Annotated in this window: 19 protein-coding genes; 11 read left to right on the top strand and 8 right to left on the bottom strand. The window is 60.4% G+C overall.

The genetic code is table 11. The features are described from left to right. The first annotated feature begins 142 nt into the window (after positions 1–142). A complete protein-coding gene (gene purU / locus AB7951_RS17965; RefSeq protein ID WP_089268114.1) occupies positions 143–1003 on the top strand; it encodes a formyltetrahydrofolate deformylase in 861 nt (286 codons plus the stop codon). A gap of 33 nt (positions 1004–1036) precedes the next feature. Here purU and AB7951_RS17960 read toward each other — a convergent pair whose 3' ends face one another. Next, positions 1037–1303 carry a hypothetical protein gene (locus tag AB7951_RS17960; RefSeq protein WP_439093790.1) on the bottom strand — a complete coding sequence of 89 codons (267 nt, stop codon included), beginning with the start codon at positions 1301–1303 and terminating at the stop codon, positions 1037–1039. 618 nt (positions 1304–1921) lie between these two features. On the opposite strand from AB7951_RS17960, the gene AB7951_RS17955 reads away from it, so the two are divergent. Continuing rightward, positions 1922–3022 carry a glycosyltransferase gene (locus tag AB7951_RS17955; protein ID WP_441255961.1) on the top strand — a complete coding sequence of 367 codons (1101 nt, stop codon included), beginning with the start codon at positions 1922–1924 and terminating at the stop codon, positions 3020–3022. A 1466-nt stretch (positions 3023–4488) separates the two neighbouring features. On the opposite strand, the gene AB7951_RS17950 is transcribed toward AB7951_RS17955, so the two are convergent. From AB7951_RS17950 to AB7951_RS17940, 3 genes are all read right to left on the bottom strand, one after another. Then, the gene (locus tag AB7951_RS17950) at positions 4489–5559 is read right to left on the bottom strand and encodes an acyltransferase family protein (protein ID WP_441255960.1); all 1071 of its coding nucleotides are present in this window, start codon (positions 5557–5559) and stop codon (positions 4489–4491) included. A gap of 540 nt (positions 5560–6099) precedes the next feature. Then, complete coding sequence (locus AB7951_RS17945; protein ID WP_439093782.1) at positions 6100–6252, bottom strand: hypothetical protein; 153 nt, start codon at positions 6250–6252, stop codon at positions 6100–6102. A gap of 890 nt (positions 6253–7142) precedes the next feature. Next, entirely contained in the window at positions 7143–7634 is a 492-nt protein-coding gene (locus AB7951_RS17940) for a MarR family transcriptional regulator (protein ID WP_441255959.1), read from the bottom strand. A gap of 248 nt (positions 7635–7882) precedes the next feature. Here AB7951_RS17940 and AB7951_RS17935 point away from each other — a divergent pair, with 248 nt between their 5' ends. From AB7951_RS17935 to AB7951_RS17910, 6 genes are all read left to right on the top strand, one after another. Beyond that, positions 7883–9052 carry an ABC transporter substrate-binding protein gene (locus AB7951_RS17935; RefSeq protein WP_441255958.1) on the top strand — a complete coding sequence of 390 codons (1170 nt, stop codon included), beginning with the start codon at positions 7883–7885 and terminating at the stop codon, positions 9050–9052. A 191-nt stretch (positions 9053–9243) separates the two neighbouring features. Further along, positions 9244–10110, top strand: a complete 867-nt coding sequence (locus AB7951_RS17930; RefSeq protein ID WP_231077442.1) for a branched-chain amino acid ABC transporter permease — start codon at positions 9244–9246, stop codon at positions 10108–10110. 7 nt (positions 10111–10117) lie between these two features. After that, the gene (locus AB7951_RS17925; RefSeq protein ID WP_441255957.1) at positions 10118–11161 is read left to right on the top strand and encodes an ABC transporter permease subunit; all 1044 of its coding nucleotides are present in this window, start codon (positions 10118–10120) and stop codon (positions 11159–11161) included. Then, a complete protein-coding gene (locus tag AB7951_RS17920; RefSeq protein WP_089268231.1) occupies positions 11158–11910 on the top strand; it encodes an ABC transporter ATP-binding protein in 753 nt (250 codons plus the stop codon). The genes AB7951_RS17925 and AB7951_RS17920 overlap by 4 nt, the downstream gene beginning before the upstream one ends. Beyond that, on the top strand, positions 11903–12649 hold the full coding sequence (locus tag AB7951_RS17915) for an ABC transporter ATP-binding protein (protein ID WP_120290649.1): 747 nt from the start codon (positions 11903–11905) through the stop codon (positions 12647–12649). Before AB7951_RS17920 ends, AB7951_RS17915 begins: the two co-directional genes overlap by 8 nt. A gap of 31 nt (positions 12650–12680) precedes the next feature. Further along, positions 12681–13799 carry a cobalamin-independent methionine synthase II family protein gene (locus tag AB7951_RS17910; protein ID WP_116660575.1) on the top strand — a complete coding sequence of 373 codons (1119 nt, stop codon included), beginning with the start codon at positions 12681–12683 and terminating at the stop codon, positions 13797–13799. A gap of 86 nt (positions 13800–13885) precedes the next feature. Here the strand turns inward: AB7951_RS17910 and AB7951_RS17905 are convergent, their stop codons facing one another. After that, on the bottom strand, positions 13886–15196 hold the full coding sequence (locus AB7951_RS17905) for a nucleotide sugar dehydrogenase (RefSeq protein WP_441255956.1): 1311 nt from the start codon (positions 15194–15196) through the stop codon (positions 13886–13888). A gap of 179 nt (positions 15197–15375) precedes the next feature. Between AB7951_RS17905 and AB7951_RS17900 the strand changes: the two genes are divergently transcribed. The 3 genes from AB7951_RS17900 to ahcY all read left to right on the top strand — a co-directional run bounded on the left by AB7951_RS17900 (position 15376) and on the right by ahcY (position 19548). Then, a complete protein-coding gene (locus AB7951_RS17900; protein WP_089268228.1) occupies positions 15376–16731 on the top strand; it encodes a hypothetical protein in 1356 nt (451 codons plus the stop codon). 60 nt (positions 16732–16791) lie between these two features. Beyond that, complete coding sequence (metK, locus tag AB7951_RS17895; protein WP_089268239.1) at positions 16792–17985, top strand: methionine adenosyltransferase; 1194 nt, start codon at positions 16792–16794, stop codon at positions 17983–17985. 141 nt (positions 17986–18126) lie between these two features. After that, complete coding sequence (gene ahcY / locus AB7951_RS17890; protein WP_439089575.1) at positions 18127–19548, top strand: adenosylhomocysteinase; 1422 nt, start codon at positions 18127–18129, stop codon at positions 19546–19548. 94 nt (positions 19549–19642) lie between these two features. On the opposite strand, the gene AB7951_RS17885 is transcribed toward ahcY, so the two are convergent. The 3 genes from AB7951_RS17885 to AB7951_RS17875 all read right to left on the bottom strand — a co-directional run bounded on the left by AB7951_RS17885 (position 19643) and on the right by AB7951_RS17875 (position 23326). Continuing rightward, complete coding sequence (locus AB7951_RS17885; RefSeq protein ID WP_441255955.1) at positions 19643–20668, bottom strand: Atu2307/SP_0267 family LLM class monooxygenase; 1026 nt, start codon at positions 20666–20668, stop codon at positions 19643–19645. 78 nt (positions 20669–20746) lie between these two features. After that, positions 20747–21445 carry a fumarylacetoacetate hydrolase family protein gene (locus AB7951_RS17880; protein WP_441255954.1) on the bottom strand — a complete coding sequence of 233 codons (699 nt, stop codon included), beginning with the start codon at positions 21443–21445 and terminating at the stop codon, positions 20747–20749. A 78-nt stretch (positions 21446–21523) separates the two neighbouring features. Then, positions 21524–23326 carry an ABC transporter transmembrane domain-containing protein gene (locus AB7951_RS17875; protein ID WP_441255953.1) on the bottom strand — a complete coding sequence of 601 codons (1803 nt, stop codon included), beginning with the start codon at positions 23324–23326 and terminating at the stop codon, positions 21524–21526. Positions 23327–23382 lie beyond the last annotated feature (56 nt).

Genomic DNA, 23382 nt, shown 5'->3' with positions numbered 1-23382 from the left:
TTTCGCACGTTAATTCGCTGGCAATGACGTCCATATTGCAGCGCGCAATTGGATTGGCGCAAGCTTGCTTCGGATGATAGAGCAGGGCTCCAATTTTCGCTTCACTTGAAGCAGATCAGCTCGCCCCAGGTTCTTATAAGCCATGTCCCATCAATTCGTCCTGACCCTGTCCTGTCCAGATCGCCCCGGCATCGTCTCGGCTGTATCGACCTTCCTGGCCCATAATGGCCAGAATATTCTCGATGCCCAGCAGTTCAATGATGTCGAAACCGGTCACTTCTTCATGCGCGTGGTGTTCAACGCCGCCGACGTGAATGTCGGTCTGGCGGCGCTGCAGACCGGCTTCGGGGCCATTGCCGAGCGCTTCAAGATGGACTGGCAGATGCGCGACCGGGCGACCCGTCGCAGGGTCATGCTGCTGGTGTCGAAGTCCGATCACTGCCTCGTCGATATCCTGTATCGCTGGCGCACCGGCGATCTCGACATGATCCCGACCGCGATCGTCTCGAACCATCCGCGCGAAGCCTTCAAGGATCTCGATTTCGGCGACATCCCGTTCCACCACATGCCGATCACCAAGGAGACCAAGCGCGAGCAGGAGCAGGCGATCTGGGATCTGGTCGGCACGACCGAGACCGAGCTCGTGGTGCTGGCGCGTTACATGCAGATCCTGTCGGACGAGATGTCGGCGAAACTGTCCGGCAAGTGCATCAACATCCACCACTCGTTCCTGCCGGGCTTCAAGGGCGCACGGCCCTATCACCAGGCGCACGCGCGCGGCGTCAAGCTGATCGGCGCCACCGCGCATTACGTGACCAGCGATCTCGACGAAGGTCCGATCATCGACCAGGACGTCGAGCGCATCAGCCACCGCGACACGCCGGAAGAACTGGTGGCCAAGGGCCGCGACATTGAGCGTCGCGTGCTGGCGCGCGCCATGCGCTATCACCTCGAGGATCGCGTGATCCTCAACGGCATGAAGACCGTTGTTTTCATGAACTGAACAACGCCGTCGCGGCGCCGGACGATGGCGCGATCAGCGAACGGCCTCTGCGGACGGCGATGTAGCGGGGTCCGGCCCCGTCATGGCGCCGGATTGCTGATGCTCGTGCCGCTTCGCATAGGCTTCGTATTCAGGAGAGCCCGGACGCGGCGGCGCGTCTGCTGGCAGGCCGCCAGCCCATGCCGGGATCAGGTCAGCCATGCCGCCGGCCATGAACGAACTGATCGAGCCACAACCGCCAAGGCTGCAGGACAGCAGCACAACACAGACGAGGGCGGGAACGCGGTGGGCTACTGGCATGACGATAACATCGTTTGAGGCGGTCTGCGGATGATAGCAGTTCTGCAACGTGCTTTCCCGAAAATTCACGGCAAATCAATGGTCAAATATTACCAAGCATGAGGGAACGTCTTTCACAAGGTTTCGGATGCAGGGGATTTTTGCAGGATAACTGAAATTAATGGCCTTTTCTGCTTTCCGCTCTCTTTATGGCCCTCTGTGAGGGAAAGACAAGCTGTCCCTCATCTTTGAAGCGGTTGAGTAGCCAATCTCCTCAAATCGACCCGCCAGCAAAGCGCAGCAAACTGCACCCGCGGAAACCCCCTATTTGGATCGCGGGCAACCGAGCCGCCGCCACAGATTTTGTGGCGAAGAAGCGCGGAGTTGTACGGAAGCGTGACCGTTTGATATTCATATAGCGCCATTTTTTAATCAGATGCAGCGCTGCCGTCTTTTCGCCACAATTCGTCTGCGCAGCGCATTTTGTGCGCCGCAGAATAGCCACGAGCGTCAGCCGAAATAGGCTGCGAAACACGGTCCGGACGCCTGTGAAATTCCACGCAATTGCTGCGGCGGAATAATCCGGATGAAGGTCTAGCTTGGAATTTGCGCGGCATCCGGGCCGGGGGCATTTTAAACGTGGCGTCTGTACTTCAGTTGATTTCATCCCTGACCGTGGGTGGGGCCGAACGGCTGCTGATCAACTTTGCGGCCAGTTGCGAACCGGGTGCGGGCGTGCCGCAGGTGTTTGTCGTCATCAATGACCGACTCAATCCCGATCTCGCCGCCGAACTCTCCGCCACCCGTCACCCGATCTATTTTCTGAAACGCGAGCCGGGCAATCGCAATCCGCGCATCATTCTGACGCTGCTCAATATCATTCGCCGCCATGACATTCGCGTCATTCACGCTCATGACAGCGGGGCGAAACATTTCGCGATGCTGAGCAAACTGTATCGGCCCATGAGCGTCGGCTACACGATCCACAATACCGGCATCGCAGGTACCTGGGATCGCGTGAAGCTGCGCCTGCACCGCCGCTTCGTCGACTGGAACATCGCCATCTCCGCCGCCGTCGAACGCGAATGTCAGGCCGTGCATCTGCAGCGGTTGTTCAAGGTGCATAACGGCATTCCGCTGGGCGCCTTCCGCGCCGTGGCCCGCGAACGTCGCTTCGGCTCGCCGCTGCGGCTGATCAACGTGGCCCGCATCTATCCGAAACAGAAGGGGCAGGACATCCTGATCAAGGCGGTCAGTCTCTGCGCCGCGCGCGGGCTCGACATTCGCTGCGATTTCGTCGGCAGCCCACCGGAGGGCGACGAGTCGACCCTCCTGAGTTTAAAGGCCCAGGCGATCGCCGAGAACGTCGCCGATCGCGTTCGCTTTCTGTGCGGGCGTACCGATGTGTGCCGTCCGCTGGACGAGGCCGATATCTTCGTTCTGCCATCGCGTTTCGAAGGTTTCGGACTGGTGTTGCTCGAAGCCATGGCGGTCGGCCTGCCTGTCATCGCCGCGGATGTCGATGGCCCGGCCGAATTGCTGGTGGACGGCTCGAATGGTATCAAATTCAAGGTCGGATCCGCCGAGGATCTCGCCGACAAGATCGCGGCGCTTGCGGCGCAGCCCGAGCTCGCCGCGAAGATCGCAAGGACGGCGAAGGATTTCGTCACCGAATTCGATATCGCCAATATGCGCGACCAGTATTTCGGCATCTACGGGCAGATGATGAAGGCGAGCTAGCCTGATGTCTTGCGTGCGCGCTTCGAGTGTTTCAAACATCCGTTCTAAAACAAACTGCGGGTCAGGCGATTTGAACTGTACGTAGCTGCCCACGACAGCCCGAGCGTCCTCGACGGCGTCGTTGATGATGTCGATGTCGCGCATTTCTGATCCCTCACGAGCTTGTAGCGGTTGTGCCACTTCGGGTCTTTGTCGACGGAGTGGTAGACCGGAGGGCCTTTCGGAAAGAGAGCCTGCATCATATCGAGCCGTGCGAACTCGATCGGCCCGTCGTACTCGGCGGCTTGGATCAAGACGTGCATCGCGTTCTGCCACGGCGGGGCGTCGTGCGTCTGCTTTGGTAGGCGGGTGATATACTCGCCGGCGTCCTGCAAAGGGGGTACGGCTGATTAGTTCCGGCATCGGGCCTTCTGGCTTGCTTGCCCGGTCTTTCGGGCGGGCGTATAGGGAGCGGTATGAATCTCACTCGGCAATTCGCGTTGATTTTCTGCCTCGCACTGTGCGCTTGCTCAGGCCAAATCCAAACGCCGGTCGCAGACTTGGACCCAATCGCGCCACCTGAGACCGTTGCTATGACGAAGGCATTCACGGTAGCAGCGAAGGACGCAAAACTTTCTGATCCACTGGAAGTTTCCGCAGCGCGTCCGGCCGGCCCCTTGGCGCCTGGTGCACCGGGCGCCTTTGTGGCTTGCTTACGGGGTGTTCAGCCGGGCAGTGGCCGAAAAGAGTACGCCCTTTTCTTCAAGAGAAAAGATCCGGTGGTTCAGAGGCTTGCTCTCAATCCGGATGGCTGTAGCGACGATATATACGTTCCGTTCCATCGCGTACCGGACGACATTAAGAAACCGTCCTAATGAGGCAAAAGGTTAATTGTCGAGCGGTCGGTCGACTTCCGGCGTCTGGCCCTTCCCCATGAACATGCTGCCGCACTCGTGCATCTCGATGATGCCGTTGCTGACTCGCCCTAGCTTTCCAGATCGAGCGAATAGTGCCGCAGATTTTGAACGATGTGATCGGCTACGGACTGAGCCTGGTCATGCTGGCCGATGGCGCGGAGACCACGGCTCGCCATCCGCGTATTTAGCTGGTGAAACAACCCAGGGCAACGCGATGACCGTCGCTGCCTCGTGGCGGGCTTGTCAATCTTCGTCGGGTTTAGCTGTGTGATTTAGCCGTGAAAGGTAGCGGCGGTGCCGTATCCCGCTAATCCATCTCACAAGGGCCGCGATGAGCATTCCAGCGATGCTCAATATCAAAATGATTTGGAAGACTTCGATCATCGGGCCAGGATAGCACAGGCACCCATGGTTCCCAAAGCACCGGCCTAAGACGGCTAGGCGGCTTCGGTCTTGGCTTGAGAACACTTACATAACTGGAGAACAACCTATGACAATCGCCGCACTCGTTGCGTCGGGACCCCTGCGCATGGGCGCAACGGGGCCGGCCGTTGTGAGGTTGCCGCCTAACTATGACGCATTTTGAGGACCGTCTATTTCGCGTCGGCGCGGCATCCGCGACTTGAACGTGACTAGTCGCCCAAGCGCAATTCCAGGGATCTCGACGTAACGCATCGAGAGATACGCGATCGGAATCGTCAGGCCGACTGTGAAAAGGGAGGTCAAAAGACCACCCTCGATCGGATGAAGGTTGATCCAGTCTAACCTTTTTGCGTACCCGCAAACGTAGACGAAGATCGCAAAGTTAAAGAGGTAAAAGCTGTAGCTGATCCGCCCTAGGAACTGGCAGACTGGTGCTTCCAGCCAACGTCCGAAAAAACCGGCGCGACTGTAATAAATCATGGTGACGAGCAACCCGATCGAGATTTGCTGCAGGGTGCCCTTAAATATGATCGCTATTAGTAAGACTGGCGCGATCGACCAACTCGGGAGGCGGCTGGCGATATTTTTGCCGACTTTCGTGGGGACGATCATTCCGAGAGCGAAGTAGATCCAAAAGCCTCGGAACGTACCGGGAAATGGAAGATCGGGCATCCGAAAAAATACCCAGGAGCCTATGAACGTAACGAGCATGCCAGCGACGCCGCCAATACGCCAAGCGAGATATACGAGAAGCACGAACGCCACACCCACCATCTCGACGTTAAGCGTCCAAGTGACGCCATTAATGCGGAAGTCGTAGAGCGTTGAGTTGATCAGAAAATCGGAGATAGTAAATGGATTTTCGAACCACACAAAAACTGCCATGTTGAACAGCAAGCTGGCGATCATTGCTGGATAAATTCTGAAAATGCGCCGAATTGAAAATGTGAAACTCTTCGCAAGAAGTGGTGCGCGCTCACGCATCAAGCTATTGAAGAGGACGACCCCGCTCAGCACGAAGAAAACGAAGACTGCGGTCTCGCCGTTGAAGAGCTTGAGAACTGCCTTAGCGAACCAGTCATGCGGGCCTGATAAATCAGACAGTTTCCCGTAACGATCCTTGAGATCGCCGTCGATACCCAAGATCGTGTGGAATACCGCAACATTGAGTGCGGCGACGCCGCGAAGCCCATCTAACTGGATATTTCTGACGACCATAGTCTCCGAAAGCCCCAGCTGGATAAATCTGCAGAGTGCTTGCGCTTAACAGCTAAGCACCAGACTTGAAACATGGAGATTCATGATGAGCGTCGCTGCCCTTGTGGCGGGCGGTCTCACTCGTCCGGTGGCGGACTAGGCGGTGCTGCCACAGTTCGAATATCTCGCGGAGAGTAGAGCCAAAGTTTGGTGCATCTCGGGCACTTAAGGCTGAACATCGCTGGCAGCGGATCGGGCACGTCAAGACGGATGACAAAAGCGCAGCCCATGCAATCTAGGGCCGATTGACCACTAGCGGTCATATGAGCAAACTTTCAAAACCTTCTCGTAGCACAACATCAGGACGATCCAATGACGTCAATTGCCGCACTCGTTGCGCCGGGACCCTTTCGCATGGGCGCAGCGGGGCCGGCCGTGAAGACCATGCAACTGGTGCTGAAGGGGAGGGGATAGGCGCTCCGATCGCATCTTGCCTGACAAGGTCTGCTCGTCGCCATTGGACAGTTTGCTCGGCGCGTTCGAAGCAAGTTTGTTTCAGCTTCAGTCCTGTCGGCGTGTAATGCGGGCACGTTCCAAAATCTCAATCGCTTCGTCATAAGCGCTGTCGGCTTCGCCTGCTTCTTGGATGAGCCGCCACCCTTTCGCAGCCGGCTTTTCTCTCAAACTCTTTGGAATCTTTTCTGGCTTTGCCATCGCTCAACTCGGTGTTGAGCCCCTTTGCCGGCGATCACGATACGCCTGTCGCGACTCATTTTCGATGTCGCAGAGTGTCTTGAAGAGCTTGAAACGTCGTTTTCTGTCTGAACTAGCGAGTCTTCCGCCAAACAACTAACAAAACGAAATACAAGAATCGAAGTGATAGCAACCGTCTGCTTGTCGTATTCTAAGATGCGTATTTTTCAGACAGAATAATCGTTGCTAACAGAGGAATTCCGCGCATTCTGATCACGGGTCGGAAGCCCAACTACACTAGCCGAAGAGCCATGCAGTAAGTCGGCGATCATCAAATATCTGTCCAGGGGGCGCACGCGCATGTCCAAGGCGCGAGCCTAAAGGCGTGCGGGGCCGTCTAGTGTCGGTCATTTCGCCTCTGGACTTTCACAACTGCTCGAAAGGAAAATCACTATGCGCAAATCACCAACAGCAATCCTCGCCGGCGTTCCAATCGTCAGCCACAGCGCCATCGCGGATCAACTGAACTGTAAGGGCGTCGAAATGCTCATCTGGAGCGAAGACTGCGGCGTCCTGCTTCGGGCTCACGTAAAGTCGGGTATGGCCGCACGGATGCTGGCTCCGCTCGGAGGCCAGGCCATTGGCCAGTCCGTTGCATACCAGACAATATGGTGGGGATCGACGCCGTTATGACCCACACGATGGCTGCACAAGTTTTGGCTGCTAGATCCGAGGCGCTAGGCGAATCTAAACGGGCTTCTCGAACGGCCTAAAAGGCAGGATCCTAGCGGGTGTGCTTCCGGGGTGCTTCCGACAAAACAGAGAAGGCGGGTTTACGCCCTAAGTCATTGAAATGACCGGTGCTGCCAGACAGGATTGAACTGTCGACCTCTCCATTACCAAAATGTGCCTCAGACCGTAGTCTTCCGCCGCGGTGTCGATGGTTTGCGAACCTGTACCGCGTTGACCGCCGGTGCCTGTGCCAGCAGGCGGCCCAGCATGTCGATCAACTTTTCGACTTCCTTCTCATCGAGGCACTCCAGCAGGACCTTTTCGCGATCCAGCGCCAGCTCGATGATCCGGTCATGCAGCGCGCGGCCGGATTTGGTCAGGATGACGACGCGCCTGTTGTCGCCGGCCAGGTCACTGACCGTTACGCTGCCGTTGTCCACCAGTGATTTAAGGGTGCGGCTGACCAGCCCCTTGTCGAGATCGAAATACTGGCAAATCTGTTGTGCGGTGCACGCGTCTTCGCTGGCGAGTTTCGAGAGGATCCGCCATTCGGTGACGCCGACGCCGAATTCGCGCCGATAGGCGCTCGAGGCACCCGCGGCGAGCTTGTTGCCCAGGAAATTGATGAGTGCCGGTACATATCGTCCATGGTTGATCACCGGCTTTGTCATCTGGATACGATCTACAATCTGAAATGAACGGAAGTCGAGCCGATCGCGGATGCTTGGCTAGACTTTAGCAGCATGCCACGATGCGTCGGCATTACGCAGTTCAACAGACCGCGTTGTGTTGTCAACCCAGCCGTTGACAGGTCAACATGGCTCCGTTATCGCGGGCGATCATCATCGCGGGCGACAGCGTATGGGGACTATGACTTCACGGCCTTGAAGAGCCGGCATCACCTACAGAGGAGGAATTAATGCTGAGGAATTTGATTTCCGCGACCGTGACCGCTGTCAGCGTGCTGTCCATCGGCGGGCTCGCGCAGGCGCAGGAGACCGTCAAGATCGGCCTGATCGTGCCGATGACCGGTGGCCAAGCTTCGACCGGCCAGCAGATCAACAACGCGATCAAGCTCTATCAGCAGAAGAACGGCGACACCGTTGCCGGCAAGAAGGTCGAAATCATCCTCAAGGATGACGCGGCGCTGCCTGACAACACCAAGCGCCTCGCGCAGGAACTGATCGTCAACGAGAAGGTCAATATCATCGCCGGCTTTGGCGTCACGCCGGCTGCGTTGGCCGCTGCGCCGCTCGCGACCCAGGCCAAGGTGCCGGAAATCGTGATGGCTGCCGGTACCTCGATCATCACCGAGCGCTCGCCCTATATCGTGCGCACCTCGTTCACGCTGGCGCAGTCCTCCACCATCATCGGTGACTGGGCCGCCAAGAACGGCATCAAGAAGGTCGCGACGCTGACCTCCGACTACGCACCGGGCAACGACGCACTGCAGTTCTTCAAGGAGCACTTCACCGCTGGCGGCGGCGAGATCGTCGAAGAGGTCAAGGTGCCGCTCGCCAATCCGGACTTCGCGCCGTTCCTGCAGCGCATGAAGGACAGCAAGCCCGACGCGGTGTTCGTGTTCGTGCCCGCCGGGCAGGGCGGCAACTTCATGAAGCAGTATGCCGAGCGTGGCCTCGACAAGTCCGGCATCAAGGTGATCGGACCCGGCGACGTGATGGACGACGACCTGCTGAACAACATGGGCGACGCAGCCTTGGGCGCCGTGACTGCGCATCTGTATTCGGCAGCCCATCCGTCGGCGATGAACAAGGAGTTCGTTGCGGCCTACAAGAAGGCCTACAACACCCGTCCGGGCTTCATGGCCGTCGGCGGCTGGGATGGCATTCATCTCGTCTATGAGGCGCTGAAGAAGACCGGCGGCAAGGCCGACGGTGACAGTCTGATCGCGGCGATGAAGGGCATGAAGTGGGAAAGCCCGCGCGGCCCGATCTCCATCGACCCGGAGACCCGCGACATCGTGCAGAACATCTATATCCGTGAGGTCAAGAAGGTGGACGGTGAACTCTACAACATCGAATTCGCCACGTTCGAGGCGGTGAAGGATCCCGGCAAGACGAAGAAGTAAGTATCAAGCTTGAAGTGGCGCGACGTCGCTAATGGTCTCCCTCCCCCTTGCGGGGAGGGGCGGCCGAGCGAAGCGGAGGCCGGGGTGGGGGTGCCCCGAGCTCTGCGGAGTATGCGGCACCCCCACCCGACCGGCCTTGCGGCCGGCCACCCTCCCCGCAAGGGGGAGGGACAAGAAAGCGCGAAGACTGCATGACCCTTCTCACCATTCTGTTCGACGGCGTCGCCTACGGCATGTTGCTGTTCGTGCTGGCGTGCGGGCTGGCGGTGACGCTGGGCCTGATGAACTTCGTCAATCTCGCGCACGGCGCCTTCGCCATGGCGGGCGGTTATGCCTGCGCGATCCTGGTCAATCGCGCCGGCCTGCCATTCTTTGCGGCTTTGCCGATTGCTTTCGTGGTGAGCGCTGCGATCGGCGCCGTGCTGGAGCGATCGCTATATCGCCATCTCTATACGCGCAGCCATCTCGACCAAGTGCTGTTCACCATCGGCCTCGTCTTCATGTCCGTGACGGCGATGGACTACTTCATGGGCTCGTCGCAGACCTTTATCCATTTGCCGGATTATCTGCAGGGTCAGATCAATCTGTTCGGCCTTGGTGTCGGCCGCTATCGCCTGATGATCATCGTGATCTGCGGATTACTCACCATCGCATTGCAGATGATCCTGTCGAAGACGCGCTTCGGCAGCCGGCTGCGCGCCGCGGTCGATGATCCGCGGGCTGCGTCAGGTTTGGGCATCAACGTCCCGCAGGTCTTCGCGCTGACCTTTGCGTTCGGCTGCGGGTTGGCTGGCATGGGCGGCGCACTTGGCGCGGAAATCCTCGGCCTCGATCCGTATTTCCCGCTGAAGTTCATGATCTACTTCCTGATCGTGGTGACGGTCGGCGGTTCGTCGAGCATCACCGGGCCGTTCCTGGCCTCGCTGCTGCTCGGCATCGGCGACGTCGCCGGCAAATATTACGTGCCGAAGCTCGGCGCCTTCGTGATCTACACCATGATGATCGTGATCCTCATCTGGCGCCCGAACGGCCTGTTTGGCCGTACGGCGGCGCGGTGAGGGCGTCATGACAGCGAACAGCACCACCCATCCGGAAGTCGGCACCTTCGCCATGGCGCGCGCGCAATGGCGCTGGCCCGAAGTCGTGTTCTGGCTCGCCGCCGCAGGCTGCATCCTGCTGTTCCCGAACCGCTACCTGATCCTGACCGAGATCGCCTGGCTCGCGCTGTTTGCGCTCTCGCTCGATCTCATCCTCGGCTATGCCGGCATCGTCTCGCTCGGCCACGCCGCATTCTTTGGCTTTGGCGGCTATGCGGCGGGACTCCTCGCATTACACGGCATCGTCACCGAGCCGGTAATTGCATTGGTCGTGGCTGGTCTTGCCGCGATGGCGCTTGGCTTCGTGACAAGCTTTCTCGTCATGCGCGGGTCAGATCTGACGCGGCTGATGGTGACGCTCGGTATTGCGCTGTTACTGCGCGAACTCGCCAACCGTTTTTCAAATATCACCGGTGGCTCCGATGGCCTTCAAGGCATCGAGATGGCGCCGATCCTCGGCCAGTTCTCGTTCGATATCTTCGGCAAGGTCGGCTTCATCTATTGTCTCTGCGTGCTGTTGGTCTTGTTCCTGCTGGCGCGACGCATCGTGCATTCGCCGTTCGGCCTGTCGCTGCGAGCGATCCGCAACAATCCGCTGCGCGCTTCGGCGATCGGCATTCCCGTCAATCGTCGGCTGATCGCGATCTACACCATCGCCGCCTTCTATGCAGGCGTTGCCGGTGCACTCTCGACGCAGACGACGGCGCTCGCCTCGCTCGACGGTTTTGCCTTCGATCGCTCGGCTGACCTGATGCTGGTCCTGATCATCGGCGGCACCGGCTATCTCTATGGCGGCTTGATCGGTGCGGTGATCTTCAAACTGCTGCAGGAGCTGTTCTCGACACTGACGCCGCAATACTGGCAGTTCTGGATCGGCGCCGTGCTGGTGGTCATCGTGCTGATCGGCCGCGACCGCATGCATCGCTGGGCGATGTTCCTGCCGCGCCTGATCGCAAGCAAGTTCAGCCGCGCCAAGACGCCGGTCGTTGCGCCGGAAGGTGAAGCGCCATGACCATTGCGCTGGAAACCGTCAATCTCGAAAAATCCTTCGGTGGCCTTCGCGTCACCCGCGATCTGTCGCTCAAGATCGAGGCCGGTGCGCGCCACGCGCTGATCGGCCCGAACGGTGCTGGCAAGACAACCGTGATCAATCTGCTGACCGGCGTGCTGAAGCCGAATTCCGGCCGCATTCTGCTCGAAGGCAACGACATCACCGGTCTGCCGGTGCACAAGCGCGTGCTGCGCGGGCTGTCGCGGACCTTCCAGATCAATCAGCTTTACCCCGACATGACGCCGCTGGAGACGGTCGGTCTCGCTGCGTCCGAACATCTCGGCCATGGCAGCGACTGGTGGCGTCGCATGGGCACCCGCAGTGACGTCAATGACGCGATCGCGGAAAACCTCGCGCGCTTTCATCTGCTCGACGTGATGAACGAGCCGACGGCGACATTGCCCTATGGCAAGCAGCGCCTTCTTGAGATCGCCGTCGCCATCGCCACCAAGCCGCGTGTGCTGCTGCTCGATGAGCCGGCTGCAGGTGTGCCGGAAAGCGAGCGCCACGATATTCTCTCGGCCGTCGCCAGCCTGCCGCGCGACGTCACCGTGTTGCTGATCGAGCATGACATGGATTTGGTATTCTCCTTTGCCGATCGCATCTCTGTGCTGGTCGCGGGCGCCATGCTGGTGGAAGGCCCGCCGGACGAAGTCGCGCGCGATCCGCGCGTCAAGGCCGTGTATCTGGGCGAGGGCGCCGATGTCTGACCTTCTCGACATCAATGACCTGCGCGCGGGCTATGGCGAAGCCGTGGTCATTCCCAAGATGACGCTGCAACTCGGCGAAAGCCAGGTGCTGGCACTGCTCGGGCGCAATGGCACCGGCAAGACCACGCTGATCAATTCCATCGTCGGCGTTACCCGCCGCTTCAGCGGCACGTTGAAGCTCGGCGGGAAGGACATCACGTCGCTGCGGCCGGACCAGCGTGCGCGAGCCGGCATCGGCTGGGTGCCGCAGGAGCGCAATATCTTCCGCTCGCTCACCGTGGAAGAAAACATGACCGCCGTGGCGCAGCCCGGGCCATGGGACGTCAAGAAGATCTACGAGATGTTTCCACGGCTCGAAGAGCGCAAGAACAATTTCGGCAATCAGCTGTCTGGCGGTGAACAGCAGATGCTGGCGATTGGCCGTGCGCTGACGCTCAATCCGCAGGTGCTGTTGCTGGATGAACCGACCGAAGGCCTTGCACCGATCATCGTCGATGAGTTGCTGGCAGCGCTGGGCAAGATCACCCGTGCCGGCGGCATCTGCTCCATCATCGTGGAACAGAATGCCCAAAAAATACTCGGGCTCGCCGATCGTGTCGTGATATTGGAACGCGGCACCATCGTGCATGATGCAACGAGTGCAGCGTTGAAATCCGATCCTGCCGTGCTGGAGCATTTCCTCGGCGTCGCCGGCGCGGCCGGCAGCAAGAATAAACACACGGCCGGCACACCCGGCTGATCTGCAAACCGAGCATTCTGGAGTAACGACTATGCAGAGAACCAAAGCCCCGTTCCGTGCCGACGAAGTCGGCAGCCTGTTGCGGCCCGCATCGATCAAGGAAGCGCGCGCCAAGCTGGAGAAGGGCGAGATTTCGGCCGACGACCTGCGCAAGGTCGAAGACATCGAGATCGAGAAGGTTGTGCATCGCCAGGCCTCGACCGGCCTCAAGCTCGCCACCGACGGCGAGTTCCGTCGTTCGTGGTGGCACTTCGACTTCCTCGCCAAGCTGACCGGCTGCGAACTCTATCATCCCGACACCGGCATCCAGTTCACCGGCGTCGAGACCCGTCATGACTCGGTGCGCGTGATCGGCAAGGTGGATTTCCCCGACGATCATCCGATGCTGGCGCACTTCAAGTTCCTGAAGAAGCATTGCGACACGGCGGGCGTCACCGCGAAAATGACCATTCCGTCGCCGGCTGTTCTGCATTTCCGCGGCGGTCGCAAGGCGATCTCGAAGGAGGTCTATCCGGATATCGAAGTGTTCTTCGAGGATCTGGCCAAGACCTATCGCAAGGCGGTGAAGGCGTTCTATGACGCCGGCTGCCGCTACCTGCAGTTCGACGACACGGTCTGGGCCTATCTCTGCTCGGAAGACGAGCTGAACAAGGTCCGTGCGCGCGGCGAGGATGCCGACAATCTGCAGCAGATCTATTCGCGCATCATCAATTACGCGATCGCCGAGCGTCCTGCGGATATGGTGATCACCACGCATGTCTGCCGCGGCAACTTCCGCTCCACCTGGATTTCGTCGGGCGGCTACGAGCCAGTGGCTGAAACGCTGCTCGCTGGTACCAATTACGACGGCTACTTCCTCGAATACGATTCGGACCGTGCAGGCGGCTTCGAACCGCTGCGCTTCCTGCCGAAGGGCAACAAGGTCGTCGTGGTTGGTGTCATCACCTCGAAGTTCGGCGAGCTCGAGAAGAAGGAAGACATCAAGGCGCGTCTGCAAGAGGCTTCGAAGTTCGCGCCGCTCGAGCAGCTGGCCGTGTCGCCGCAATGCGGTTTCGCCTCCACCGAGGAAGGCAACATCCTCAGCGAGGAAGAGCAGTGGGCCAAGCTCAAGCTCGCGGTCGATGTCGCGAACGAGTTGTGGGGCAAGTAAGCCCGCTGTCGCCTGACCGGCGGCTCGCCAACAAAAATGCCCGGCTTTTGCCGGGCATTTGCATTTAGTCTCCTGACGATGAGCTCTCAGGACTTGCCGCGGCCCACGCTTTCATAGGTGAAGCCGGCCTTCTCCATCTCCTCGGGACGGTAGATGTTGCGCAGGTCCACGATGACCGGCTGCTTCATCTTCTGCTTCACTTGCGCGAGGTCGAGTGCGCGGAACTGTTCCCATTCGGTCACAATCACGAGCGCGTCGGCGCCAGTCGCGCATGCATAGGCATCATCGCAATAGGTGATATCCGGCAGTTCGTGCCTGGCCTGTTCCATGCCGACGGGATCGTAGGCCTGCACGGTCGCGCCGAGATCCTGAAGCGCGGTGATCAAGGGGATCGACGGCGCCTCGCGCATGTCGTCGGTGTTGGGCTTGAACGTCAGTCCGAGCACGCCGACGGTCTTGCCGCGCAGATTGCCGCCTAGCGCGGCAGACACCTTCCGGGCCATGGCGCGCTTGCGGTTATCGTTGACGGTGAGGACGGCCTCGACGATCCGCAACGGCGCGTCGTAGTCCTGACCGGTCTTCACCAGTGCGCGGGTATCCTTCGGAAAACACGAGCCGCCGAAGCCGGGGCCTGCATGCAGGAACTTCGCGCCAATGCGGTTGTCGAGACCGATGCCACGCGCGACGTCCTGGACATCCGCGCCGGTCCGCTCCGCCAGATCAGCGATTTCATTGATGAAGGTGATCTTGGTCGCGAGGAACGCATTGGCGGCGTATTTGATCAGCTCGGCGGTGCGCCGACCCGTATACATGATGGGCGCCTGATTGAGATAAAGCGGGCGATAGATCTCCGAGATCACCGTGCGGGCGCGCTCGTCGTCGGTCCCGACAACGATGCGGTCGGGATGCTTGAAGTCGCGGATCGCGGCGCCCTCGCGCAGGAATTCCGGGTTTGACGCCACGGCGACGTCGGCGTCGGGATTGGTTGCCCTGATGATGCGCTCCACATCGTCGCCGGTGCCGACCGGCACGGTCGATTTGGTGATCACAACGGTAAAATCGCGCAGGTTGGCGGCGATCTCGCGCGCGGCGGCATGCACGTAGCTGAGATCGGCGTGGCCATCGCCGCGGCGGGACGGGGTTCCGACCGCGATGAACACGGCATCCGCCGTCTTCACGGCTTCACTGAGGTCGAGACTGAAGCCGAGCCGGCCGCTTTTCACATTGCTGGCCACCAGCGCGTCCAGGCCGGGCTCGAAGATCGGGATCTCGCCACGGAGCAGGGCGTCGATCTTGCTGCTGTCCTTGTCCACGCAGATCACGTGGTGCCCGAAATCGGCGAAGCAAGCGCCGGATACGAGGCCGACATAACCAGTGCCAATCATGGCGATATGCATGGGAGATTGCCTTTGTCTTGAAGATCATTCTGAAGAGCGCTTCGCGGCTGTGTTTTAGCAGAACACCGTGACTTGCACATCGCAGCGGCGATGCCGGATCACGTATATCATCTGTGGGCAGATCGTGCTAAAGAGTGGGCCAAGCATAATTCTGCCCACTTCCGGTCACATCCCCGCACATGAAGAACGATCAGATCCTCGGAATCATCTCGGATTTCTGCCGACAGGCGGAGATGGCGGAGTCGACCTTCGGTCGCCGGGCCGTCAACGACGGCAAGCTGGTGAATCGCCTGCGTGAGGGAAAGCGCATCACCATCGACACGCTGGAGCGGATTCAGGCCTTCATTGCCCAATCGATGCCGGAGGGCGTGCCGCCGCCACGCGGGCTGGAGCCGCCAATCGAACGGCGCGATCCGCGCAGCAATTTCCGCTTCTTCGAGAACCGGCAGAAATACCTGCTGTTTGTCCATACCTGCTCGGAAAAGCGGGTGATTGCCGATCGCGTCGGGCTCGAATTGGCCAGCATTCATCCGCGCCCGCCAGCGCTGCGGGTGTTTGATGCCGGCGTTGGTGACGGCACGGTGCTGGCGCGGGTGATGCGCTCGATGCACGGCCGTTTTCCGCATATGCCGTTCTACATCGCGGGCAAGGAGCTCAGCCTGGAGGATGTGCGACTGACCCTCGACAAGGTGCCGGACCGGTTGTTCGAGCATCCGGCCACGGTCTTCGTCCTGACCAACATGCACTATGCCGAGGCGCCCACGCTCACCCCGGCATCGCCGGCCGCTGCCGCCGCCATGATCTGGCACGAGGTTCCGCTGCGGGGGGCTTCGTCCGGCGAATTCGCCGACCAGATCGCCGGACTTGGAGCTTTTCTTGAGGACAACTGGCGGGCCAGCATCAACCCCCGATCAGGCATGCCGACCTATGAACGGCCTGTGGCGCTGGTGGTTTATCGCGAGGATCACCGGTTCCTGCTGGATTCGATTATCCCCCGCGCAGGACGCACGGAGGCCAATTTTGACCTGATTATCGCCTCCCAGCCCTATCGGGCGAAGTCTTCGGTACAATTTCGGGCCAAACGGATCATGGCGCCGCTGGCCCGGGCGCTGCGGGCAGGTGGGCGACTGATCGGTATCCACTCGCATGGGCAGGACCCCGGTATGGAGATCGTTCAAGCCGTCTGGCCCAAAGAAAATCCTTTCGCCGTGAGCCGGCATGAGCTATTGCGGGCGGTGAAATATGAGCTGGGCTCAGCCGGCCGCGATCTGAACTTCAATGCCTATTCCGACCAGCGGTCGATCTTTCGCTACGCCATGGAGGCGTTGCCGAACGAGGTGACCGGATCGATCGGAACTTCGACGGCTTTTGCAGCGTGGAACGCGGCGGTTTACGTGGCCCAAATCGAGGATGACCGTTTGACGGAAGTGACGGAGAGCGGCCGTTACCTGGATGCCACCCGAGAGGTTCTGCGCAAGCACAACGGTCTCTGGTTCTACGACGAATCCTACGTCATCTCGCGGCGTCGCGACTGACATTTCCGGAACAATCTGACGAAGGCTGCCGGGCTCCGGCGCAACCTAGAGGACCAGTTGATGCGCGCGTCTTATCTCTTCACCAGTGAATCGGTTTCCGAAGGCCATCCCGACAAGGTCTGCGACCGTATCTCCGACGAGATCGTTGATCTGTTCTTCCGCGAAGGCCCGAAGGCGGGCATTGATCCTTGGGATATTCGCGCTGCCTGCGAAACCCTTGCCACCACCAACAAGGTTGTGATCGCCGGCGAGACCCGCGGTCCATCCACCGTCACTAACGACCACATCGAAGCCGTCGTTCGCGCCGCCATCAAGGACATCGGCTACGAGCAGGACGGTTTCCACTGGAAGACTGCCGACGTCGAGATTCTGCTGCATCCGCAGTCGGCAGATATCGCACAGGGCGTCGATGCCAAGCAGCCGACCAATGCCGAAGAAGGCGCTGGCGACCAGGGCATCATGTTCGGTTATGCCACCAACGAAACGCCCGAGCTGATGCCGGCGCCGATCTTCTACGCGCACAAGATCCTGCGCCTGATCTCGGAAGCCCGTCATGCCGGTACCGAAAAGGTGCTCGGCCCCGACTCCAAGAGCCAGGTCACCGTGCAATACGAAAACGGCAAGCCGGTCGGCGTGCGCGAAATCGTCGTCTCGCATCAGCATCTCGTCGAGGACATGACCTCGAACCAGGTGCGCGAACGCGTCGAGCCCTATGTCCGCAAGGCGCTGCCGGATGGCTGGATCAGCGACAAGACGATCTGGCACATCAATCCGACCGGCAAGTTCTTCATCGGTGGCCCCGATGGCGACGCAGGTCTCACCGGCCGCAAGATCATCGTCGACACCTACGGCGGCGCAGCTCCGCATGGTGGCGGTGCATTCTCAGGCAAGGACTCCACCAAGGTGGACCGTTCGGCCGCTTACGCCGCGCGCTACGTCGCCAAGAACATCGTTGCCGCAGGCCTCGCCGACAAGGCGACGTTGCAGCTCGCTTACGCCATCGGCGTGGCGCGCCCGCTGTCGATCTATGTCGATACCCACGGCACCGGAAAGGTCGCTGACGATGCCATCGAGAAGGCCGTAGCTGCCGCGATGGACCTGACGCCGCGCGGCATCCGCAAGCATCTCGACCTCAACAAGCCGATTTACGCCCGCACATCGGCCTACGGTCATTTCGGTCGCACGCCGGATGCCGACGGCGGCTTCTCCTGGGAGAAGACCGACCTCGTCGATGCGCTGAAGCGCAACGTCTAACCACAAAGCGTCGTTCCGGGTCGTGTGCGCATCTTCGCGCATACGAACCCGGAACCCAGAAGTGACTATCACATCGAGATTCCGTGTTCGCTCGCGAAGGCGCGAGCGCTGCGGAATCGCTCTCTCATCAAGGATTAAAACATGACCGCCCCCAACGGTTTCACCGACTACATCGTCAAGGATATCAATCTCGCGCCATTCGGCCGTAAAGAGCTCTCGATCGCCGAGACCGAGATGCCTGGCCTGATGGCCACCCGCGAGGAATTCGGCCCGAAGCAGGTGCTGAAGGGCGCGCGCATTGCCGGCTCGCTGCACATGACCATTCAGACCGGTGTGCTGATCGAGACGCTGAAGGCGCTCGGCGCCGACATCCGCTGGGTCTCCTGCAACATCTATTCGACCCAGGATCACGCCGCTGCCGCGATCGCAGCCGCCGGCATTCCGGTGTTCGCGATCAAGGGCGAAAGCCTGACTGAATATTGGGACTACACCGCCAAGCTGTTCGACTGGCATGGCGGCGGTCATCCCAACATGATCCTCGACGACGGCGGCGACGCCACCATGTATGTCCATCTCGGCCTCAAGGCCGAGAACGGCGATACGGCGTTCCTGGACAAGCCGGGTTCGGAAGAAGAGGAAGTGTTCTTCGCGCTGCTCAAGAAGCAGCTCAAGGAAAAGCCGAAGGGCTACTTCAAGGCGATCGCCGACAGCATCAAGGGCGTCTCGGAAGAGACCACCACGGGCGTGCATCGTCTGTACGACATGCAGAAGGCTGGCACGCTGTTGTGGCCCGCGATCAACGTCAACGACTCCGTGACCAAGTCGAAGTTCGACAACCTCTATGGCTGCCGTGAATCGCTGGTCGACGGCATCCGTCGCGGCACCGACGTCATGATGTCCGGCAAGGTCGCCATGGTTGCCGGCTTCGGCGACGTCGGCAAGGGCTCGGCCGCTTCGCTGCGCCAGGCTGGTTGCCGCGTGTTGGTGTCCGAAATCGATCCGATCTGCGCATTGCAGGCGGCGATGGAAGGCTATGAAGTCGTGACCATGGAAGACGCCGCACCGCGCGCCGACATCTTCGTCACCGCGACCGGCAACAAGGACATCATCACCATCGAGCACATGCGCGCGATGAAGGATCGTGCCATTGTCTGCAACATCGGTCACTTCGACAACGAGATCCAGATCGCCACGTTGAAGAACCTGAAGTGGGACAACATCAAGCCGCAGGTCGACGAAATCACCTTCCCAGACGGCAAGCGCATGATCCTGCTGTCCGAAGGCCGCCTGGTGAACCTCGGCAACGCGACCGGACATCCGTCCTTCGTGATGTCGGCCTCGTTCACCAACCAGACGCTGGCGCAGATCGAACTCTATGCCAACAACAAGGACGGCAAGTACAAGAAGGAAGTCTACGTCCTTCCGAAGTCGCTCGACGAGAAGGTAGCCCGTCTGCATCTCGCCAAGATCGGCGTCAAGCTGAGCACGCTCAGCAATGAGCAGGCCGCCTATATCGGTGTGAAGACCGAAGGCCCGTTCAAGGCGGATCACTACCGCTACTGAGTTCGGTCTGACGGTTTGAATAAGAAAAGCCCCGGAGTAATCCGGGGCTTTTTGTTTAAGTTTTACTCGCAGGCCGTAGTTGAGACGGTGGCTCTCAAGCCAACATCTCCCGCACCATAGGAATGACCTTGCGGCCATAGAGATCGATGCACGTCATCAGCTTCTCATGCGGCAGGGCGCCAGCGCTGTATTTCAGATCGAAGCGTGAAATGCCGAGCGCTTTCGCGGTTTTCGCGATCTTCTTCGCCACGGTCTCTGGCGATCCCACATAGAGCGAGCCGCGTTCGGCTTCCTGATCAAATTCGCGGCGTTGCATCGGTGGCCAGCCGCGCTCCTTGCCGATGCGATCGCGCATGGCTTTGTAATCAGACCACAGTTCCTCACGTGCCTGCTCGTCGCTGGCGGCGACATAGCCCGGCGAATGCACGCCGATCGGCTTCACGGGCAGCTTAATCTCGGCATAGGCGCGATGATAGAGATCGACATAGGGTTTGAACCGCTCGGGCTCGCCGCCGATGATCGCCAGCATCAAAGGCATGTCATAGCGCACCGCGCGAACGACCGACTCAGGGCTGCCGCCAACACCGATCCAGGTCTTGAGCGTGCCGGTCTCGACGGGCGGATAGACGCGCTGATTGGTGAGGGGCGGTCGGGTCGTGCCGCTCCAGGTTACTTCCGGCTCGGACGCCAGCGCTGCGAACAGATCGAGCTTGTCCTCGAACAGCGTCTCGTACTGGTCGAGCTTGAAGCCGAACAGCGGGAAGGATTCGGTGAACGAGCCGCGGCCGAGGATGACCTCGGCGCGGCCGTTCGATGCGGCATCCACGGTGGCAAAGCGCTGGAAAACGCGGATCGGATCGTCGGAGCTCAGCACGGTCACGGCGGATCCGAGGCGGATGCGCTTCGTGCGCGTGGCGATCGCTGCCAGCACGACTTCGGGCGCCGATACGGCAAAGTCTGCGCGGTGATGCTCACCGACGCCAAAGAAGTCGACGCCGAGCTGATCGGCGAGGACGGCCTCGTCGATGACATTCCGGATGACTTGTGCATGTGACAGCATTTCGCCGTCTGCGCCACGTGTGACGTCACCGAACGTGTCGAGACCTAGTTCGAGCGGCATGGATCGCTTCCCTGATGGAGCCGAAACGAAAAAGGCCGCGCATCATGCGCGGCCTTTCGCAGTAAAGGCGTGCGGCCCTTACTTGGGCGCGGTGATTTCGAACTTCAAGGTGCCGATGTCATCGACGCCGCATTCGACCTTGTCGCCAGGCTGCAGCGCCGCAACGCCGGCCGGGGTACCGGTCAGGATGACGTCGCCGGCGCCGAGTTCGACCTGCAGCGAGAGCTTCGCGATGATCTCGGCGATATTCCAGATCATCTCGGACAGGTCGCCCTTCTGGCGTTCGGTGCCGTTCACCGAGAGCCAGATCTTGCCCTTGGAGGGATGGCCGACCTTCGAGGCGGGGACGAGCGCGCCGGTGGGCGCTGACATGTCGAACGACTTTCCGATTTCCCAGGGCTGCTCTTTCTTGCGCGAGATGGTCTGGAGGTCGCGGCGGGTGAGATCGACGCTGACGCCATAGCCCCAGACGTGATCGAGTGCCTTTTCCGGCGAGATGTTGAGGCCGCCGCTCTTCAGCGCGACAACGAGTTCGACCTCGTGCTGCATGTCCTTGGTCAGGGTCGGGTAGGGGATCTTGCTGCCATCCGGGACGATCATGTCGGCGTGCTTGGCGAAGAAGAAGGGAGGGTTACGCTCGTCATTACCGAGTTCGCGGATGTGCTCGAGATAGTTGCGGCCCACGCACCAGACACGGCGCACCGGGAATTTCGAAGTCTCGCCCTGAACGGCGATGGCGGCCTGTGGCGGAGGGGCGATAAAGAACGATGCGGTCATGGACGGCTCTCGGGCTGGTTGTGAAGGCTGGGATCAAAACGGATGCCGCGCTTGCGCGGCAGAAAACAGAGGCAAGTCTTACGCCGACGCATGAAGCGGTGCCAGCGGCGAAGCATCACGATGTTGCAAGCGGAAGAACGACGCGTAGCGTCCGCCACGGCGCAGCAGGTCGTCGTGGCGGCCGCGCTCGACGATCTCGCCGCCCTCGACCACAAGAATGGCGTCGGCATGCATGATGGTGTGCAGGCGGTGCGCAATGACGATCGTGGTGCGATTCTGGCAGAGATGCTCGATGGCTTCCTGCACCGATTTTTCGGATTCGGAATCCAGCGCTGCGGTAGCTTCGTCCAGCAGGATGACCGGTGCGTTCTTCACCAGCGCGCGCGCAATGGCGATGCGTTGGCGCTGGCCGCCGGAGAGTTGTGCGCCATGCTCGCCGACCGGCGTCTCGTATCCGAGCGGGAAGCCCATGATGAAATCATGGGCGCAGGCGGCCTTGGCTGCCGCCACGATCTCGTCTTCCGTCGCGCCCGGTTTGCCGAAGGCAATGTTTTCGCGGATCGTGCCGCGGAACAGATAGACATCCTGGCCGACATAGGCGGTCTGGCCGCGCAGCGAGCGCCGTGACACCTGGCCGATCGACTGGCCGTCGATGGTAATGTCGCCTTCGCTGACCTCATAGAGTCGCAGCAGCAGCGCTAGCACGGTGGACTTGCCGCCGCCGGAGGGGCCGACCAGTGCAGTGACCTTGCCGGGCTCGGCGACGAAGCTCATGCGATTCAGAACGACTTCGTTGGGGCGATAGCGGAACGTCACGTCATGCAGCTCGACGCGCGCATCGGTCAGTTTGAGCGCCGGCTTGTGGTCGTCATTCGGCTCGGAAGCCGGGCTGTCGACGATCTCAAGTAGCGTATGCGCGCCGATGATCTGACTGTTGAGATCGATGTTCAGCCGCGCCAGCCGCTTCGCAGGCTCATAGGCTAGCAGGAAGGCGGTGACGAAGGAGAAGAACTGGCCCGGCGTTGCGCCCATCGCCACCACGCGATAGCCGCCATACATCAGCGATGCGGCGATGGCGAAGCCGCCCAGCGTTTCCATCAGCGGGCTGGAGCGGCTGGAGACGCGCGCCATCTTGTTGGCGTTCTGCTCGACGGCCGTGATGCTCGCTTCCATGCGCTGCTGCATGGTCGCTTCGAGCGTGAACGCCTTCACCGTGCGGATACCCTGCAGCGATTCCTGCATCACTTCCAGAATCTCGGTGGTGCCGGTGAACTGGTTGCGAGCGAGGCCCTTGATGCGGCGGACCAGTTTGCGCAGCACCAGCATCGCGGGCGGCGCGACCAGGAAACCGAACAGCGCCATATAGGGATCTTGCATCACCATCACGCCGACTAGCGCGATCAGCGACAGCAGATCGCGGCCGACGGCGTTGATCAGCAGGCTGAGCACCTGGGTCACCGAATTGGCGCCGGCGGTGAGCCGCTGCAGGAATTCCGACGAATGTCGCTCCGAGAAAAAACCGATGCTCTCGTTCATCAGCTTGGCAAAAAGCCGGCGCTGATTGTTGGCAACGATGGCGTTGGAGATCTTCGAAAGAATGACGGTATGGCCGTAGGTCGACGCGCCCTTGATCAGGAAGATCACCACCACGAAGCCCGAGAACAGCGCGATCCGCTCGATGCTCTTGTCCACATAGGCTTGGTTGATAACCTCGCCGAGCATATAGGCGGCACCTGCGGTGGTCGCGGCGGAGACGGCCATCAGCAGGAAGGCCAGGAGGTAGCGCCGCCAATAGGTGACCGCCTGTTCGGCGACCAAGCGGCGGATCAGCGCCCAGGCGCCGTAAGGATCGTCAGTGACTTTGCGAGTAATCTTGGCCATCCGCGGTCCAGCGACGGCGCCGGGCAGGGATTTGCCAGGGCGCCCAGTCAGCTTGC

Origin of the sequence: Tardiphaga sp. 285_C5_N1_2 (assembly GCF_052076065.1) — a bacterium.
Classification (GTDB): Bacteria; Pseudomonadota; Alphaproteobacteria; order Rhizobiales; family Xanthobacteraceae; genus Tardiphaga; species Tardiphaga robiniae.
The sequence above is the reverse complement of the archived record's forward strand: the minus strand, read 5'-3'. Positions and strand labels throughout refer to the sequence as shown.

Coding starts and splice junctions, on each gene's coding strand:
- AB7951_RS17915 (WP_120290649.1), top strand. CDS start 11,903: ATGTCTGACCTTCTCGACATCAATGACCTGCGCGCGGGCTATGGCGAA.
- AB7951_RS17920 (WP_089268231.1), top strand. CDS start 11,158: ATGACCATTGCGCTGGAAACCGTCAATCTCGAAAAATCCTTCGGTGGC.
- AB7951_RS17900 (WP_089268228.1), top strand. CDS start 15,376: ATGAAGAACGATCAGATCCTCGGAATCATCTCGGATTTCTGCCGACAG.
- AB7951_RS17875 (WP_441255953.1), bottom strand. CDS start 23,326: ATGGCCAAGATTACTCGCAAAGTCACTGACGATCCTTACGGCGCCTGG.
- AB7951_RS17885 (WP_441255955.1), bottom strand. CDS start 20,668: ATGCCGCTCGAACTAGGTCTCGACACGTTCGGTGACGTCACACGTGGC.
- AB7951_RS17960 (WP_439093790.1), bottom strand. CDS start 1,303: ATGCCAGTAGCCCACCGCGTTCCCGCCCTCGTCTGTGTTGTGCTGCTG.
- metK (WP_089268239.1), top strand. CDS start 16,792: ATGCGCGCGTCTTATCTCTTCACCAGTGAATCGGTTTCCGAAGGCCAT.
- AB7951_RS17950 (WP_441255960.1), bottom strand. CDS start 5,559: ATGGTCGTCAGAAATATCCAGTTAGATGGGCTTCGCGGCGTCGCCGCA.
- AB7951_RS17930 (WP_231077442.1), top strand. CDS start 9,244: ATGACCCTTCTCACCATTCTGTTCGACGGCGTCGCCTACGGCATGTTG.
- AB7951_RS17880 (WP_441255954.1), bottom strand. CDS start 21,445: ATGACCGCATCGTTCTTTATCGCCCCTCCGCCACAGGCCGCCATCGCC.
- AB7951_RS17940 (WP_441255959.1), bottom strand. CDS start 7,634: ATGACAAAGCCGGTGATCAACCATGGACGATATGTACCGGCACTCATC.
- purU (WP_089268114.1), top strand. CDS start 143: ATGTCCCATCAATTCGTCCTGACCCTGTCCTGTCCAGATCGCCCCGGC.
- AB7951_RS17925 (WP_441255957.1), top strand. CDS start 10,118: ATGACAGCGAACAGCACCACCCATCCGGAAGTCGGCACCTTCGCCATG.
- AB7951_RS17905 (WP_441255956.1), bottom strand. CDS start 15,196: ATGCATATCGCCATGATTGGCACTGGTTATGTCGGCCTCGTATCCGGC.
- AB7951_RS17935 (WP_441255958.1), top strand. CDS start 7,883: ATGCTGAGGAATTTGATTTCCGCGACCGTGACCGCTGTCAGCGTGCTG.
- ahcY (WP_439089575.1), top strand. CDS start 18,127: ATGACCGCCCCCAACGGTTTCACCGACTACATCGTCAAGGATATCAAT.
- AB7951_RS17945 (WP_439093782.1), bottom strand. CDS start 6,252: ATGGCAAAGCCAGAAAAGATTCCAAAGAGTTTGAGAGAAAAGCCGGCT.
- AB7951_RS17910 (WP_116660575.1), top strand. CDS start 12,681: ATGCAGAGAACCAAAGCCCCGTTCCGTGCCGACGAAGTCGGCAGCCTG.